The 17,681-nt window shown below is 26.1% G+C and carries 14 protein-coding genes; 12 read left to right on the forward strand and 2 right to left on the reverse strand.

Features of this window, described 5'->3' with window-relative positions:
* Together RWY47_RS03775 and RWY47_RS03780 are read right to left on the reverse strand one after the other, a co-directional pair.
* Positions 1 to 529, reverse strand: a 529-nt coding sequence (locus tag RWY47_RS03775) for a hypothetical protein (RefSeq protein ID WP_035116390.1), incomplete at its 3' end; no start/stop codon positions are given.
* Positions 530 to 600: 71 nt separating this feature from the next.
* Positions 601 to 1,428, reverse strand: a complete 828-nt coding sequence (locus RWY47_RS03780) for a sulfurtransferase (protein ID WP_021430656.1) — start codon at positions 1,426 to 1,428, stop codon at positions 601 to 603.
* 170 nt (positions 1,429 to 1,598) lie between these two features.
* Here RWY47_RS03780 and RWY47_RS03785 point away from each other — a divergent pair, with 170 nt between their 5' ends.
* From RWY47_RS03785 to RWY47_RS03840, 12 genes are all read left to right on the forward strand, one after another.
* Positions 1,599 to 4,706, forward strand: coding sequence for an MGH1-like glycoside hydrolase domain-containing protein (locus RWY47_RS03785; RefSeq protein WP_316030243.1), 3,108 nt, complete (start codon positions 1,599 to 1,601; stop codon positions 4,704 to 4,706).
* A 191-nt stretch (positions 4,707 to 4,897) separates the two neighbouring features.
* On the forward strand, positions 4,898 to 6,139 hold the full coding sequence (locus RWY47_RS03790) for a peptidase U32 family protein (protein WP_150842711.1): 1,242 nt from the start codon (positions 4,898 to 4,900) through the stop codon (positions 6,137 to 6,139).
* A gap of 123 nt (positions 6,140 to 6,262) precedes the next feature.
* The gene (locus tag RWY47_RS03795; protein ID WP_021430661.1) at positions 6,263 to 6,796 is read left to right on the forward strand and encodes a GNAT family N-acetyltransferase; all 534 of its coding nucleotides are present in this window, start codon (positions 6,263 to 6,265) and stop codon (positions 6,794 to 6,796) included.
* A gap of 115 nt (positions 6,797 to 6,911) precedes the next feature.
* Positions 6,912 to 7,934 (forward strand): YkvI family membrane protein, encoded by a 1,023-nt coding sequence (locus tag RWY47_RS03800; RefSeq protein ID WP_021430662.1) that lies wholly within the window; start codon positions 6,912 to 6,914, stop codon positions 7,932 to 7,934.
* A 112-nt stretch (positions 7,935 to 8,046) separates the two neighbouring features.
* The gene (locus RWY47_RS03805; protein WP_316030244.1) at positions 8,047 to 9,363 is read left to right on the forward strand and encodes a sensor histidine kinase; all 1,317 of its coding nucleotides are present in this window, start codon (positions 8,047 to 8,049) and stop codon (positions 9,361 to 9,363) included.
* 90 nt (positions 9,364 to 9,453) lie between these two features.
* A complete protein-coding gene (locus tag RWY47_RS03810) occupies positions 9,454 to 10,146 on the forward strand; it encodes a DUF3298 and DUF4163 domain-containing protein (protein ID WP_142730072.1) in 693 nt (230 codons plus the stop codon).
* A 48-nt stretch (positions 10,147 to 10,194) separates the two neighbouring features.
* Entirely contained in the window at positions 10,195 to 10,425 is a 231-nt protein-coding gene (locus tag RWY47_RS03815; RefSeq protein ID WP_021430586.1) for a YgjV family protein, read from the forward strand.
* A gap of 137 nt (positions 10,426 to 10,562) precedes the next feature.
* The gene (locus RWY47_RS03820; RefSeq protein WP_021430587.1) at positions 10,563 to 11,453 is read left to right on the forward strand and encodes a fascin domain-containing protein; all 891 of its coding nucleotides are present in this window, start codon (positions 10,563 to 10,565) and stop codon (positions 11,451 to 11,453) included.
* Between the two features lie 284 nt (positions 11,454 to 11,737).
* Positions 11,738 to 12,880, forward strand: coding sequence for a pyridoxal-phosphate-dependent aminotransferase family protein (locus tag RWY47_RS03825; protein WP_025163159.1), 1,143 nt, complete (start codon positions 11,738 to 11,740; stop codon positions 12,878 to 12,880).
* A gap of 13 nt (positions 12,881 to 12,893) precedes the next feature.
* A complete protein-coding gene (locus RWY47_RS03830; protein ID WP_021430589.1) occupies positions 12,894 to 13,427 on the forward strand; it encodes an ECF transporter S component in 534 nt (177 codons plus the stop codon).
* A gap of 137 nt (positions 13,428 to 13,564) precedes the next feature.
* Positions 13,565 to 14,320 carry an alpha/beta hydrolase gene (locus tag RWY47_RS03835; protein WP_025163158.1) on the forward strand — a complete coding sequence of 252 codons (756 nt, stop codon included), beginning with the start codon at positions 13,565 to 13,567 and terminating at the stop codon, positions 14,318 to 14,320.
* A 158-nt stretch (positions 14,321 to 14,478) separates the two neighbouring features.
* Positions 14,479 to 17,681, forward strand: a 3,203-nt coding sequence (locus RWY47_RS03840; protein WP_316030245.1) for an SNF2-related protein, incomplete at its 3' end; no start/stop codon positions are given.

The following is a 17,681-nucleotide window of genomic DNA, read 5'->3' on the forward strand; positions in this document are numbered from 1 at the left end:
ATCTGAAATCAGATATATTATTATCTATAGTGATAAACTGAAGTATGCTATGTAAAGGAAGTTTTTTGCTCTCTATTCCCATTCCAAGTTGTTCAAAAGAATGCATAGCAGACATACTGTATGTTTTTAAAATCCCTTCTTCTAATTCATCTAAATGTTTGTATACATATACTTTCATATCATCTATAGACTTTAAAGATTCGATTTCATCACCACGTAAAACATGTTTGAAGATTTCGAAGCCTTCACCTTTAGCACCCCATAAGAAAATTCTAAAAGTAACTAAAGATCTTTCTAAATATAAACCACAACTAATTGAATTCATATGATTTATATCCTCATATAAATGCTGATTGAAATCTATAAAACCACTAGGCATTATTTCAAAAATTTTATCATCACTGTAATCTAAATCGCTTTTAGATAATTTTTCATGGAAATCTACATATCCATTACTTGATATTAGTACATCAGCAAATTTGCTTTCTTGTAAAAATACTTTCTCGCTAGTTAAAAATTCTTTTTTCATGACTTTCTCCTTTGTTGTTATAATTTACTATGATATTTTAACATATTAAAAAAATATTTCAAAATCAAATACTAAAATAGTGATTCAACATCATTTTCATCATAGCTAACCCAATCACTCATACTTCCTATATAAGTTTTAGCATTATAAGATAGTTCATCTAGCAAAGTATAATTTATACAGGCTTCTATGCAGGATCCGCAATAAGTTATAACTTCCTTGTTTTTTAAAATAGAAAAATTTTTATCAATGAAATTTAAATCTTTAATAAAACCATTGTCATCTATATTATTATGCCAAGGTATATTAATTGCGCTAGGTATATGACCAGGCTTCTTATAAAGTGGTTCTATTTCTCCAGTATATCTACTATTATCCCTGCAATCTACTAAAACTATGTTAGTATTTTTAATTGATTCTCGTACATAATTTATATCACATATCATACTTGTATCGGGTGATAAGTTAAAAGTTTTGGGCTGTAATAATGAAGGGATTTCATTTGTAATAGGAAGATTATTATCTTTCCATGCTTTGAAACCTCCATTTAGTATATATACATTTGTATATCCCATAGATTTTAACTGAATAAAAGCGCGTGGAGAACTATATAATTTTTCGTCGTAAACTACTATTGTAGAGTTTTGATTAATTCCAAATGAAGATAATTTGCTTTGTAAAATATTGTTGTCTGGAAGAGGTCTAGCTCCACCATGAATTTGAGGAGACCCACAAATATCTTTATTTATATCAAGAAAAAGAGCATTTGGAATATGGGATTCTTTGTAGGCAATATACCCTGCAAACTCATCGAATAAATCGAATCTACAATCTATTAAAAATAAAGAAGTAGGGTCTTTGAAATTAACTATAAATGAACAATCAACGAAATTTTTCATGAATACACCTCCGATATTTTTTATAATTTAATGATAACACTTAATTAGTAAAAAATGTAGTTGTTGAATTTGACTTGAATATTATTACCTAGTAGGAATAAGAAAAAATAAATAAAGGAAATACTAGAAAAAATCAGTATTTATATACAAATAAATAAAAGGAGGTATCTATGGATTATAATAACTCAATAAATATATTTGCAAACCCAACAATAGAAGTATATGATGAAAATTTAAATAATAAATATAATATATTTTCAGACAGGGGAGCATGGCATGGATATTATTTGCCGGATAACAAAGACTTATATGGGGGATTTCCAGGTCCATTAATAATAGCACAAGAATACCCAATAAACCTTTCTAAAAATATAAGTAAAATAATCATAGAAGATTTAAAAAAAGGAAAAGTATATGATTTATCTCTATCTAATAAAGTAGAGTTAAAGTATTATCCAGGAAAATTATATCAAAAGTATGATTTAAAAGAAATCACAATAGAATTAGAATTAGTATTTATATCGAGTAGAAGTTCTTTAATTAGGATAAATATAAAAAATAAAGAAAAAGATATAAAAAATCTAAAAATAGGATTTGAAGGAGAACTATTTAATAAGTATATAAATGTAGTAGATAAGAGAATAAGAGATTGTAATCAAAGTTTAGAAAAAAGTAATTATGGTGATAGAATTAAATTTAATAATTTATATGATCCAACATCTTATATTTCTAATGATGAAACTATATTTGAAATGAAAACCTCTACAGAAACAAATACTAAAATATATAATAATAATTATATATCATATTTAAACAAATGTTTTAAGCTTAAACCTTATGAAAAAATAGATGTATATTATACTCATTCATATAGTTTTACAAAAGTAGAGTATATAAAAGAATTGAAAATCGTTGATAAAGCTTTATTAAATCCCAAAATATATTTTGATGAAAATTCTAAAATGTGGAATACTTATCTAAATTCTATCGAAAGCAAAATAAATATTGATAAAATATATAAAAAAGTTGCTGTAAAATGTATAAACACATTAATAACAAATTACAAAAGTAGCGCAGGGGCGTTAAAGCATGGAGGAATATTTCCATCTACTTCATATCACTACTTTAATGGATTGTGGGCTTGGGACTCTTTTAAACAAGTTGTAGCTTTAAGTAAGTTTGATATTGATATAGCAAAAGAAAATATAAGAGCTATATTCGATTATCAGATTAAAGATAATGACCGATTAAGAAGTCAAGATAAAGGAGCTATTATTGATTGTATATTTTTTAATATGTCTAAAGAAAGAAATGGATTAGGTGTAAATTGGAATGAGCGAAACTCAAAACCACCTTTAGCAACATGGGCCGTTTATAAGATATATGAGGAATCTGAAGATTTAGACTTTCTAAAAGAAATGTATCCTAAATTAGTAGATTATCATAATTGGTGGTATAAAAATAGAGATTTTAATAAAAATGGAATAGCTGAATATGGGGCTATGGTAGATAAATGCAATATTTTAGATGAAGATATAATAATGTCAGCTGCTTGGGAAAGTGGGATGGATAATGCAGTTAGATTTGATAATGATAACTTGGATATAAAAGTTTATAAAAATATCACAAATGATATCATAACTGGGTATTCTCTTAATCAAGAGTCTGTCGACTTAAATTCCTTTTTATATAAAGAAAAGGTGCTTTTATCTAAAATTGCACAGAAATTAAATTACATTAAGGATAGTGAGAAATATGAAGAAGAAGCGAACTATGTAAAGAAATACACAAATAAGAATATGTATGACATTAAAACTGGATATTATTATGATTTGCAAATTAACCAGGATAAATATAAACTATTAGTGAATAGAGGCAAAGGAACAGAAGGATTTATACCTTTATGGGCAAATATATCAACCAAAGAACAAGCTAAAGCAGTTAGAAATAATGTAATGGATGAAAATAAATTTAATACATTTATGCCAATTCCTACGGCTAGCAAAGATAACCCAAAGTATGATCCTAATAGATACTGGAGAGGACCTGTATGGTTAGACCAAGCTTTATTTTTAATAGAAGGTCTTAGAAATTATGGATATTATGAAGATGCTAAGTTAATTGCATATAAACTATTTAACAATGCAAAAGGATTAACTGGGTCGGATCCAATAAGAGAAAACTACAATCCAGAAACAGGAGAGGGATTGCATGCTACTAACTTTAGTTGGTCTGCTGCTGCTTACTATTTAATATATACCGAAGTATTACAAATATTAAAGGAGATTTATATGAAGTTAAAAGATAAAGTACAATCTTTACCTGAAACACCAGGCGTATATTTTATGAAAGATAAAGATAAAAATATAATGTATGTAGGAAAATCAAAAGCTTTAAAAAATAGGGTATCTCAATACTTTTTACCATCATATAATCCATCAAAAAAAATTACAAGAATGATTAAATTTATAGATGACATAGAAATAATAGAAACTGATACGGAACTAGATGCATTGGTATTAGAATGTAAGCTTATAAAAAAACTACAACCTATGTACAATACCCTTTTAAAAAACGATAAAAAATATACGTATTTAAAAATAAGCATCAACGAAGATTACCCATGTGTGGAATGTGTTCCAGAGAATAATTGTGATGGATTATATTTTGGACCATATACATCAATTCAAAAACTAGAAAACATAGTAGAAGTTTTGAGCAAACACTTTAAATTAAGAACATGTAAAGGTAGTAATAAATTAAAAGGGTGTATAAATAGTGATTTAGGATTTTGCATGGCACCATGTAAAATTAAAAACAATAAAGAGTATAGTTATTCTATAAATAAATTGATAGATACGCTTAATGGCGTAAATTTAGACCTAATAAATGATTTAAATAAAAAAATAATAGAATCAGTGAATAAGTTGGATTTTGAAAGAGCGTCAAAGTACAAAGAAAACTTAGATTGTATAGAACTTATTTTAAGTAGAAGTGAAGTTATAAATTATATGAAATCAGAAAAGGTAATAATAACATCTATAGATATTGATTGTACTAGAAAAAAAGTGTATATAATTAAAGGAAAAGATATAATGTACTCAAAAGTAGTAAAAAAAGATTTTAATGACAAAAGTTTAAAAGAGCATTTCTACAAATATTTTGAAGAAAATTCTTATATTGAAAAAAATAAAAATTGTATAGAAAAAGAAGATTTAGACATGGCTAGTACAATATATAATTACTTAAAAAGTAAATCCAAACTAGATTTTATTTAGACACTTTGGTATAATGAAATAGTTTCAGTATGATTTTTAAAAAAATAGATTATCGAAACTATTTTATGGGTATAAATTAAATATTTAAAAATATAATAAAAAATACTATATAGCCCTCTTTAAAAATAAGTATAAATCAACTAATTTTAAAGAGGGTGTTTTAGATAATAATATCTTATAAAGGAGACGCTATGCAAAGAATAGAATTATTAGCACCAGCAGGTGATTTAGAAAGATTAAAAACAGCATTTATATATGGAGCGGATGCCGTTTATATAGGTGGTGAAATATTTGGAATGAGATCTGCTGCTAAGAACTTCAATAAAGAAGATATGGCAGAAGGTGTTAAATTTGCGCATGAAAGAGGCAAGCAAGTATTTGTTACTGTAAATATAATACCTAGGAATGAAGAGTTTGAACAGTTAGAAGCTTACTTAAAAGAACTTGAAGAAATAGGTGTAGATGCAGTTATAGTAAGTGATCCAGGAGTATTTAGCGTAGTAAAAAAAGTTGTGCCAAATATGGAAATACATATAAGTACTCAAGCTAGTACAACTAATGCTGCATCAGCTACATTTTGGTATAATCAAGGAGCAAAAAGGGTTGTTATGGCAAGAGAGTTATCTTTTGAAGAAATAAAAGAGATAAGAGACAACTCTCCAGAAGGTATGGATATAGAAGCATTTATACATGGCGCTATGTGCATGTCTTATTCAGGAAAATGTGTAATAAGTAACTATACAACAGGTAGAGATGCTAATAGAGGAGCTTGTGCACAATCTTGTAGATGGAAGTACACATTGGTTGAGGAACAAGAAAATGGAGACTATGAAAAAGTTTTAGATGACGTAGATGCAGAATTTTTCTTTAATACAAAAGATATGTGTATGATAAACTATATTCCACAAATTATAGAAAGTGGAATAAATAGTTTTAAAATAGAGGGAAGAATGAAGACTGCATATTATGTAGCAACTACTGTTAGGGCTTATAGAATGGCTATAGATGAGTATATAAAAAATCCTGAAAATTGGAAGTTTAATCCGATGTGGTTAGAAGAACTTAAAAAAGGAAGCCATAGACATTTTAGTGAAGGATTCTATTTAGGGAAAACATCTACTAGAGATCAAAACTATGAATCTGCATCGTATGTAAGAAACTATGATTTTATAGGTGTAGTTAGAGGACATGAAGAAGAAAGTGGACTAGTTATAGTTGAACAAAGAAATAGAATGTTTGTAGGAGATGAAATAGAAATAATAGGACCATATAAAGAAACTATGTATGGCAAAATTTTAGAAATGTACAATGAAGAAAATGAGCCGATTGAATCTGCTCCACATGCAAAACAAATAGTAAAAATGAAATTAGACATACCGGTTGAAGAACATTATATGTTAAGAAAGCCAATAACAACTATAAATGTATTATAATAATAAAAAACCAGAAGTTATATTTAGCTTCTGGTTTTTTATTATTATAATACATAAACGTATTGAAAAATAAAAAAATTAATAATAATATAAATATATACAAACCTAAGGGGGCAATAAATTATGAGTATAGCAATTATGAAAAATAATCAATCGGTAACTTTAAGAGAATCCACAATTGAAGATGCACAAAGTATTATAAAATTTTATAATACTGTAGGAGCTGAAACTACATATTTATCATTTGGAGGAGATGAATACAATGTAAGTTTAGAACAGCAAGAAGCTATGATTGAATCAACTAATTCATCTGATAATAACTTTATGATACTTGCTTTAGTCGATGATAAAATAATAGGAATAGGAACGATATCATCAAATCAAAAGAAAAAAGGTAAGCATGTAGGGATACTAGGTATAGTAATTACTGAAAAATATTGTGATTTAGGACTTGGAAAAATAATGATGGATTGTTTAATAGACTGGTGTAGAGATAATAAAATAACTACAAAGATATCACTTTCAGTAAGAGAAGATAATCCAAGAGCTATAGCTCTGTATAAAAAATGTGGATTTGAAGTAGAAGGTATATTAAAAAATGAAACTTATATAGATGGAGAATTCTTTAATATAGTTTGTATGGGTATGATTTTGTAATTTGAATTAATTAAATAAATTAAGTAATATAAATAGCCCCCCTCCTATATATTAGTACTATAGTTCTAATATATAGGAGGGGGTTAAAATTACTAAAAACATAAAAGAGATAGTTTTGTTATCTGGGGCATTTTTATCGGTATGTATAGGGTCCGGTTTTGCTACAGGTCAAGAAATTCTACAGTTTTTTTCATCTCAAGGGAGTAAGAGCATATTATCAGGAATTGTATGCATGATTATCATGATGTATTGTGGATCAAAGTTATTTATAATAGGAAAATCAAAAAAATTAAAATATAGTAATGATATATTTTTATATTTGTTTGGCGAGAAATTAGGCCGTGTATTTAAAATAATAATACCAGTATTTTCACTTTGCAGCTTTATAGTTATGGTTGCAGGAGCAGGAGCTGCTATGAATCAATACTATGGAATAGACAAAAATCTAGGCGGATTATTACTTGCAATTATAACTATGATATCTGTTATATTAGGTATGAACAAAGTAATAGATATATTAGGGAGTATAGGTCCAATAATTGCAATAGTTGCAATAGCTGTAAGCTTAAAAACTATAAATATAAACTATGAAAATTTATATAACATAGATTATATAGTGAATAACTTAGAAATGACAAAAGCTATTGATAGTTGGCCTATAGCAGCTTTTGTATATAGTGGACTTAATATAATCTTTGCAACACCATTTCTAGTAGGAGCAGGAAAAACTGTACATAATATAAAGAACTGTAAATATGCAGGTATTATAGGTGGGTTAATACTTATATTATCTGCTATGTTTATAAATATAGCTCTTTTATCAGATATTCAAAATACATATAATCAAGAAATTCCAACTTTATATATGGCAAAACAGATATCGCCACTAGTTGGAAGTGTTTTTTCTGTAATACTTATAGCTGGTATATATACGACAGCAGCTCCACTTCTTTGGAATGTATGTAGCAGTTGTTATTTAGAAAAATCAAAAGGTTTTAATATAATGGCCGTACTTTGTACTATACTAGGGATAATGGGAGGTATGCTTCCTTTTTCATATCTTGTAAGTTTTATGTACCCTATATCAGGGACTATAGGAGTTTTAATAATTATATCTTTAATTTTTAGAAAGTGTTAACACTTTCTTTTTTTATTTTTAATATAAAATTACAAAATATAAATAAATATATAATGTTTAGTTTAAATATGGAAGAGTTTGAAAAATTATGTTAATATTTAAACTAAAGGGGGTGGAGAAAATAGATATTGTCGATTTGATTTTCATGGGGATACCGGAGGGATTTGTATTTTTTACATCCTTAAGTTTAATATTAGAAAAAAAGATGAAAAAAATACAAATATTTTATATGACATTTATATATTGTATTTTATGCTATTTTATAAAAAATAATTTGCCAAATGGTATAAGTACAATTATTTTGTTTGGAATAATAATTATAATTATGCAGATTTTTTCAAAAGTAAAATTTATAAGGTGTGTAGTAGCTACTATAATCACCGCATCAACATTGTTTTGCTTAGAGATAATATCTGTAACATTTATAAACATTATAGGGGTTAATTTAGACTATGTTTTAAATAAGCAGATTTTAAAAATTTTAATATATTATATACCTATATCTATTATGTTTATGCTTATAAATATGTTTAAGTATCAAAAATTTATCAAGGAAATTGATAGAACTAGCAAAGCGTATAAAAGTAAAAAAATAGAAGGACTAATATTTTATATAAGTACTTGTATAATTACAGTTGTTGGAATCGTTGTATTTATTGTGTATGAAAATAAAAATTTGGAGTATGAGATTTCACAATTTTTAATGTTGTTTTTAATGTCAGGATTTGTTTTAATTCTTTCAGGAATGTTATTAGTACTCATAAATTATAATAAAAGAAAAGCTTTAAATGAAATCCAACAAAATCTTATGCAAAATAACTTAAAACAAATGGAAGATACTGTTGATGCATTAAGAATGCAAAGGCATGATTATATGAATCACTTACAGGTTATATTAATGCAAGTATCAAGTGGAAAAAATGAAGATGCTAGAAAATACATACTTGGATTATCGGAAGATGCAAGTAGTGGATTAAGTTGTTTTTGTACAGGAAGTTCATATATGGATGCAATTTTAAATACTAAAAAGAGAAGAGCTTTAAGATATGATATACAATTAACTGCTTGTATAGATAGTATATTAGAAGATATTGAACTATCAGATTCAGAACTTAGTTCAGTGATTTTAAATATAATAGATAATGCTATAGATGAATTAAAGAAATACGATAAGGAATATAAATATATCCATGTTGATATATATAGTGATGTAGATTATCATAATATTTCTATAAAAAACAATGGAAGTAAGATCAAAGATGTGAAAAAAATATTTGAACTTGGATACTCATCAAAAGGTAAAAATAGAGGATTTGGATTGTACTCAATTAAAAAATTATTAGAATCTCACAAATGTAATATTGAGGTCTATAGTGATGATATGGAAACTGAATTTAGTATTCAAATACCTATAATGCAAAGAGCGTAAAACGCTCTTTTTTTGTGATTAATTTTATTTTAAACAAATTTATAAATTCAACATACTCTAGTATAGGAGCTATTATGTGGGAGGGTTTATATGGATAATAACATTGAATGTAAAATTAATAATTCTTGTGTAGGGGAATACCTACTAAAAAAAGAAACAGAGTTTTTAAAATATGAAATTACTTATCCTAAGATTTTAATTTATCCTAAATATATTTATCACAATGATTACAATAAGGAAATAATCCAAAGTATAAATACAATAATTTATAATGATATAATTAAATTTAAAAATAATTTAGAAAAAGAATCACTGAACTATAAGGAAATTTATGAAAAAGGAGATGTTAAATTTAAATATGAAGGCTATTCAAACTTTGATGTAACTTATGATAAAAATAATTTGATAAGCATACCTGTTGAGTTTTACGAGTTTACTGGCGGAGCACATGGTATGACTTACTTGGAATCTTACAATTATGATTTAGATACAGGTGAGAAAGTTTTATTAAATGATTTATTTAAGAAAGGTGTAGATTATAAAAAAATTATCAATGCTTATATACAAAGTTATATTGAAAAAAACAAAGAACTATTTTTTGAAGGAAATGAAGGATTTAAAGGTATAAAAGATAATCAAGAATTTTATATGACTGATGATAACTTAGTAGTATATTTTGAAATTTATGAGATAGCTCCATATTATGTTTCAATTCCTAAATTTAATATTCCTTTAAAAGAAATTGAACAATATTTAAACCTTAAATATATATGCATACAATAAAATAAAAAAAGTAACACTAATCATAATTATATAAAAAGGAGTAGTTTTATGTTTAGTGTTGCACCAATTGAATATGTAGGGTATTTAGCTTCTGTATTTATAGTAATTTCACTAATGATGACATCTATAGTGCAACTTAGAGTTATAAACTCTATAGGATGTATTTTATTTGTCATATATGGTGTAAGTGTAAATGCATATCCAGTGGCTATATCAAATTTTCTTATTGTGCTTATTAATTTTTACAATTTATATAAGTTATCTAGGAAAAACAATTGATAAAATAAAATGACTTATAATTTTAAATTATAGGTCATTTTGTTTTGAAATTATAAAATACAAATAGAAACAAAAATATATTCATTTCATATATTAGAAATAGAACTTATTATAAAAAATATGTAGGGGGTTTTAGTGTGAATGACAATAATATACACTTGATGTATTTTAAGTATTTATATAAAAAGGGATTTATAAGTAAAACTACTTATGAAAAAGCAAAAAGGGATTTAAATGACAAGAGAAATAAATTAGTAACTATAAAGTCAACTTTTAATGAAAATTATGTATCTGTAAATGGAGAAGATGATAGGTTGATAGCTAATAAGGAAGATAGCCAATTATCAGATAGGTTTATTTTACAAGATATAGATAATGGTAATGTTTTAATTCAAACTCAAGAAGGTTACTATATTAAAATAGATTCTACAAATGATTTTTTATTTGCATCGGTTCAAGAAAAGGAAAATGCAACAATATTTACTTTAATGCCTATAAATGATAAAGAAGTAGCATTAAAATCAGATGGTGGATACTATGTAAAAGTAGAAACTAATGGATATTTAGTAGCTAACGATTTAATTCAAAACGAAAGAACGTCTTTTAAAATCAAAGAAGTAACTAAAATAGAGTACACTGATATAGTAATGATTTCTGTATCAGAAGAAAGGTTTGTTACCGCAATAGATGGTGGTGGATCATACTTATCGGCAACTGAGTTCAATCAAACTGCTAATGAGGAATTTAATATTTTACAATTTTTAGATGGTAATACTATTATACAAACCCAAAAAGGATATTATGTAAGGATAGGAGAAGGAGGCTTATTAATAGCTGATACGAAAAAAATGGAAGAAGCTTCATTATTTAGAGGAGAAAATACAGGGGATCTTTCTAAAGTCTTAAAAACGATAGATGGAAATATTGTAAGAGTTAGGGATACAGACAAATACTTAGTTGCAGATTCAAAAGAAATAACCGAAAGTAGTAAATTCAATATTTATAAATCTGTTAGACCTGGCAATTAGATAAATTTTAGAATTATTCATATTAAGTTCATATTAAATTCATAAAAGTGCATTATTATTTAAATATAGGATATACCTCCCAAATAAGTAATAATACAACCCTAAAAACAAAAACATTAACCCTAAAAAAAAATAGATGCATTATGCATCTATTTTTTTTAGGGTTAAAATTGTATGGGTACAAATGGCGAAAACTTTAAAATTTTACAAAAATTGTATCCTTATTATCTTTTATAATATACAATCAAAACATAGACTTAAATCAAAAGGGGGATGTTTTGATTATGAATAATAAAATAGTATATACACCAGGGCCTACTAACATAAGAGAAAATGTAAGACAAGCTAGATCTAAAAAAACTACAAATCCAGATATTGATTTAGAATTTGTTGAATTTTATAAAGAGACTTGCGACACTATAGCTAATATTATAAAAACAAAAAATGATGTGTACTTATTATGTGGAGAAGGAATACTTGGACTTGAAGCAGCATGCGCTTCTTTAATTGAAAAAGGAGATAGAGTACTAGTTATAGATAATGGGATATTTGGTAATGGGTTTAAAGATTTCGTTAGTATGTACGGTGGAGAGGCGGTTCTTTTTAGACAAGATCATAGAAACAGTATAAATACAGATGAACTTGAAAAATTTTTAGAATACGATAATGATTTTAAATTTGCAACAATAGTACATTGTGATACTCCAACCGGTGTTTTGAATGATTTGAGCACAATATGTCCACTTCTTAAAAAACATAATATACTTACAGTTGTAGATTCCGTAGCAGCGATGTTTGGAGAAAAGCTTTTAGTTGATGAATGGGAAATAGATATTATTCTTGGTGGATCACAAAAAGCTTTGTCTGCTCAACCAGGGTTAACGATAGTAAGTTTGAGTGAAGAAGCTAAAAAATCTATAAAAAATAGAAAAACAAATATAATTGGATTTTATTGTAACTTAAGTATATGGGATAATTATTATGAAAATAAATATTTTCCATATACAATGCCTATAAGTGATATATTAAGTTTAAGAAAAGCTGTGGATAATATAATTGAAGATGAGCTTGAAAATGTTATAACTAGGCATGAAAAAATATCTAAAGCAACTCGAAGAGCATTATCAGAATACGGGTTAAAATTGTTTCTTGAGTCAGGATTTTCTAACACTGTAACAGCTATAGAAATACCAAAAGAAATAGGGGCACTAAATCTGGTGAATTATATTTTAAATACATATAACGTAGTCATAGGAACTTCATTAGGGAAATATAAAAATTCTTTATTGAGATTGGGGCATATGGGTGAAAATGCAAGGCTAGAAAATATAATATATATATTAAATATTTTAGATAAAAGCTTAGCCGATTTAGGATTTAAAGGAAACGGATGTTTGGTAAATTTATTTAATAAATACTATGAATAAAAGGAGAATTTGGATGCAATCTGTAACTACTAAAAATAAACAAAAATTCACAACAAAAGATATAGTTGAAACATCTTTACTTATAGCTTTAGTATTTATAGCAACTAGGTTTATTAACATAAGGCTTCCTATAGCATCAAATGGAGGATTAGTACATTTAGGTAATACTATGCTATTTATATCAGCAATAGTATTTGGAAATAAAAAGGGGGCATGTGCAGGAGCATTTGGAATGGCTTTATTTGACTTATTGTCAGAATGGGCTATATGGGCACCATTTACATTTATTATACGAGGAGTAATGGGATATATAATTGGGAGTATAGCATGGTCTAAAAACAAGCAAGGTAATAGCGTAATAACAAATATAATAGCAATAAGCATTTCTGGAGTGTGGATGGTAATAGGATACTATATAACAGAATACATATTATATGGGAATTACATTCAACCGATAGGGTCTATACCAGGAAATATAACTCAGATAGTTGTTGGAATGGTAATTGGAATTCCTATATCTAAAGTTTTAAAAAGATATATTAAATAGTAATAAAAAGATTATATCGAAATGATATAGTCTTTTTTTAGTTATATTAAAATTGTAAGATATACCAATAAATGGTATAATTTTAGTAAAGTAGGAAATCGATATTAAAGTTGTTGTTATAAGGGAGAAGTGGTACATTGGATTTAAAAAAATCGTATAAATTTAATGGTAATAATATAGGGTGTTTATTAATACATGGGTTTACAAGCACACCAGCAGAAATGTATCCTTTAGCTAAAGTTTTAAACGATAGAGGTTATACAGTAAATTCTATTCTTTTAAGTGGTCATGGCACAACTCATGATGAATTACTAAAAGTATCTTATATAGATTGGTACAATGATGTTGAAAGTGCATATGAAGAATTGTTATTTGAATGTGAAAAAGTAATTGTAATTGGACATTCTATGGGAGGACTTTTAGCACTTATTTTAGCATCTAATTATCATATTGATAAATTAATATTATTAGCATGTGCTATTAAGCCTAATAATAGATTAGTCAAATATACAGGGGTATTAAAATATTTTAAAAAATATACTGGTTGGGATACATCTAATTCAAAAAGACCTGATGATTGTGATAAATATAGATTGCATTATAATGTTTTTCCATTACATGCAGTTCATCAATTGCATCTTGCATCAAGAGCAGCGAGTAGTTGCTTAAGAAATATAGATTCAGATACATTGATTCTTCAAGACAAAAACGATTCTCAAGTTAAGAAAGAGGGTGCATATGCATTATATAATGGTATACATAGTAACTATAAAAAATTATACTGGATTGATGATGCAACCCATAGTCTAACCTTAGGCCCTAAAAAAGAAGAAGTTTTTAATCGGATAATAGATTTTATAGAAATTAAAAATGATGAAATTTTTAACATATAAAAAATAGTACTATGCTAAAGTTACTTTTAGCATAGTACTATTTTTTTATTTTAATGAAATTAATTTGATAAAATTTAAATTAAAAATTTAATTTTATCAAATTATAATTTTAAATATGATATAATAAAAAGATGTTCAAAAAATGAGAGGTGAGAAAATTGCAACTTAAAGAATTAATAGACATGGTAAGAGAAAGTACACAAAAATCGATGTGGGCGAGGGGATATACTTATTATAAAAAAGGAATTGTAGATCAAGTTACACCTCAAACAAAAAATGGAGTTTTAACAATTGATGGAATAATAGGTGCAGATTTCTCAAATGAAATACATTATACGACACTTGAAATAGATTTGAAGAAAAAAGAAATTATAAGTGCAAGATGTAATTGTATAGACTTTGTAAATAATGAAAATGAAAATAAGAATTTTATATGCAAACACAATATAGCTGCTTTTCTTGTTTATATAGATATGTTACAAAGAAAAATAAAACAACAAAAAATAGATAGAAAGAAAAAAGAAGAAGAACTAGATCCATCAACTCAAATTATAAAAATAGCAAATGAAAAATTATCACAAAATAGAAAAGTAAATTTGGAAATGACTTTAACAAAGCAAAATTCTAACATAGGAAATTACTACCAAGTAAGTTTCAAAATAGGAATAGATAAGATGTATGTATTAAAAAGCATTCCTGAATTTATATACTCTAGAAGAGAACGTATATCTATAAAATATGGTAAAGACTTTGAGTATAATCCTGTTTCTGATTATTTTTCTATAGAGGATGAGTCTATTATAAACTTTGTAGAAGAATATATAAATATAGATCAAACTTTATACAAAGATTCTAAAGTAGATATAAGTCTTATAGATGGAAAATACTTAAATATATTGGAAAGTGGATTAAAAAACTTTTTGAGAAATATAAGAAATAAAGAAATAATATTTAATTATGATGATAAAGTATATAAAACATATATAAAAAATAATGACATAGATATATCTTTTCATATAAATGAAGATGGTAATAAGCTTGTACTAAGCTCTAATAGTAAAGATATATCACTTTTAAATGCTAAAGGTGATGTCGTATTGTTAGACAGTGAAATATATCTTATATCAGACAAGCAATGTTATAATTATGTTCCATTTCATAATTTATTTACTAAAAATGGTAGTATAACATTTAAGAAAGATGTTGCAGATAGCCTATTCAATGGAGTACTTCCTGTACTAAAAAGAGCTTCTAAGAATATATCTTTTGATGAAAGTTTAGAAAGTCAAATACGTAATAATTTAGATGTTAAATTTTACTTCGATAAAATGAAAAATAATATTTCTTGTTTTATAGATTATGTATATACTGATGAAACTGAAAATAAGAAAAACGGATATGTTATTAGAAACTTTAAAAAAGAAAATGAAATAGAGGATACTGTATGTTCTTATGGATTTGAAAGATCTGGAGATAAATTATTGTGTAAGTTATCACCAGATGAATTATACGAATTTTTTAAAGAAAAGATTTTTGATTTAAATAATATTGGTGAAATTTATTATTCAGATAAATTGAAAAAAGTAAAAGTGTATAAAGGTAGTGATATAAAAGCTAACTTTAACTTAAATAAACAAAATTACTTAGAATTTACATTTAATATAGATGATATAGAAAAACATGAAATAGAAAATATACTAGAAGCATTAAGAAATAAACGTAAATATTATAAGTTAGGAAATGGAAGCTATATAAATCTTGAAGAAGATCAAATGGTTAAATTTCTTGAATTAGTGGATGATATAAAGGATAGGCACATTTCCACAGATAGTGATGAATTAATAGATGAAGATAGTAATGAGGTTTCATATAGCTTAGGAAGTGCAAGTTCTATATACTTGAAAAATCTAATAGATGAAAATGAAATTTCTTTTATCAGTGGAATGGATAAAATAGATGAGATATCAACCAGTTTTGAAACTATAAATAATATGGACGTTTTAGTGCCTAAAGAGTTAAATGCAAGTCTTAGAGAATATCAAATTCAAGGATTTAAATGGTTTAAAACTTTAAGTCATTTACAATTTGGAGGAATACTAGCAGATGAAATGGGATTAGGTAAAACTATACAGACTATAGCTTTTTTACTTTCACAAAAAAATAAAAAAAGCATTGTAGTTGCACCTACATCACTTATATATAACTGGAAAAATGAATTTGAAACTTTTGCACCAAATTTAAATATATTGGTTTTACATGGTAGCAAATCAGAGCGTAAAGAAATGTTGAAGAATATAGATGAAAATGATGTTATATTGACAACGTACACTATTTTAAAGAATGATTTTAGTGAATTAGAAAATATAGAGTTTGATTACTGTATAATAGATGAAGCTCAGAATATAAAAAATCCATATTCTCAAAATTCTGAAGCTGTAAAACAAGTAAAAGCTTCTGTTAGATTTGCGCTTACAGGAACTCCGATTGAAAATAATTTATTAGAATTGTGGTCTATATTTGATTTTATTATGCCTGGATATTTATATTCTAAAAATAAATTCCAAGAGAAGTTTTTAAAAACTACTGATAATATAGTAGAGCTTAAAAAGCAAATACAGCCATTTATGTTAAGAAGACTAAAGAAGGAAGTTTTATCTCAACTTCCTGATAAAATTGAAACTAATTTCTTTGTTGAGATGACAGAAGATCAAAAGAAAGTATATAAAACATATGTAGATGATATAAAAGAGAAAATGAAAGATGCAGATTTTAATAAAGATAAGATAACTATCTTATCATACCTAACAACACTAAGACAACTTTGCTTAGATCCATCTATAAAAATAGATAATTACAATGGGGAAAGTGGTAAAATTAATGTTTTAAATGAAATAGTTAGTGAGAATATTGAAAATAATCACAAAATATTAATTTTTTCTCAATTTACATCTGTATTAAAGAATATAGGAAAAGAGCTTGAAAATGAAAATATAAATTATTTTTATTTAGATGGTCAAACTAATCCGAAACAACGTGTTGAATTAGTTGATGAATTTAATAAGAGTGAAGATGTAAGAGTATTCTTAATATCATTAAAAGCAGGAGGAACAGGATTGAATCTTACGTCTGCAGATGTAGTTATACATTTTGATCCTTGGTGGAATCCAGCTATAGAGAGTCAGGCAACAGATAGAGCTCATAGATACGGTCAAAAAAATGTTGTTGAAGTTATAAAACTTATTTCTAAAGGAAGTATTGAGGAAAACATAATAAAACTACAAGAAGATAAGAAAGAGCTTATACAAAAGATTATAAGTGAAGACTTAAAAAATGAGAGTTTTATAAAGATGTTATCTAAGGA

The organism is Paraclostridium sp. MRS3W1 (genome assembly GCF_032465715.1).
Classification (GTDB): Bacteria; Bacillota; Clostridia; order Peptostreptococcales; family Peptostreptococcaceae; genus Paraclostridium; species Paraclostridium dentum.

Bases quoted from the DNA above. Each gene is read 5' to 3' on its own strand.
- RWY47_RS03780 (WP_021430656.1), bottom strand. From the start codon at position 1,428: ATGAAAAATTTCGTTGATTGTTCATTTATAGTTAATTTCAAAGACCCT.
- RWY47_RS03785 (WP_316030243.1), top strand. From the start codon at position 1,599: ATGGATTATAATAACTCAATAAATATATTTGCAAACCCAACAATAGAA.
- RWY47_RS03790 (WP_150842711.1), top strand. From the start codon at position 4,898: ATGCAAAGAATAGAATTATTAGCACCAGCAGGTGATTTAGAAAGATTA.
- RWY47_RS03795 (WP_021430661.1), top strand. From the start codon at position 6,263: ATGAGTATAGCAATTATGAAAAATAATCAATCGGTAACTTTAAGAGAA.
- RWY47_RS03810 (WP_142730072.1), top strand. From the start codon at position 9,454: ATGGATAATAACATTGAATGTAAAATTAATAATTCTTGTGTAGGGGAA.
- RWY47_RS03815 (WP_021430586.1), top strand. From the start codon at position 10,195: ATGTTTAGTGTTGCACCAATTGAATATGTAGGGTATTTAGCTTCTGTA.
- RWY47_RS03825 (WP_025163159.1), top strand. From the start codon at position 11,738: ATGAATAATAAAATAGTATATACACCAGGGCCTACTAACATAAGAGAA.
- RWY47_RS03830 (WP_021430589.1), top strand. From the start codon at position 12,894: ATGCAATCTGTAACTACTAAAAATAAACAAAAATTCACAACAAAAGAT.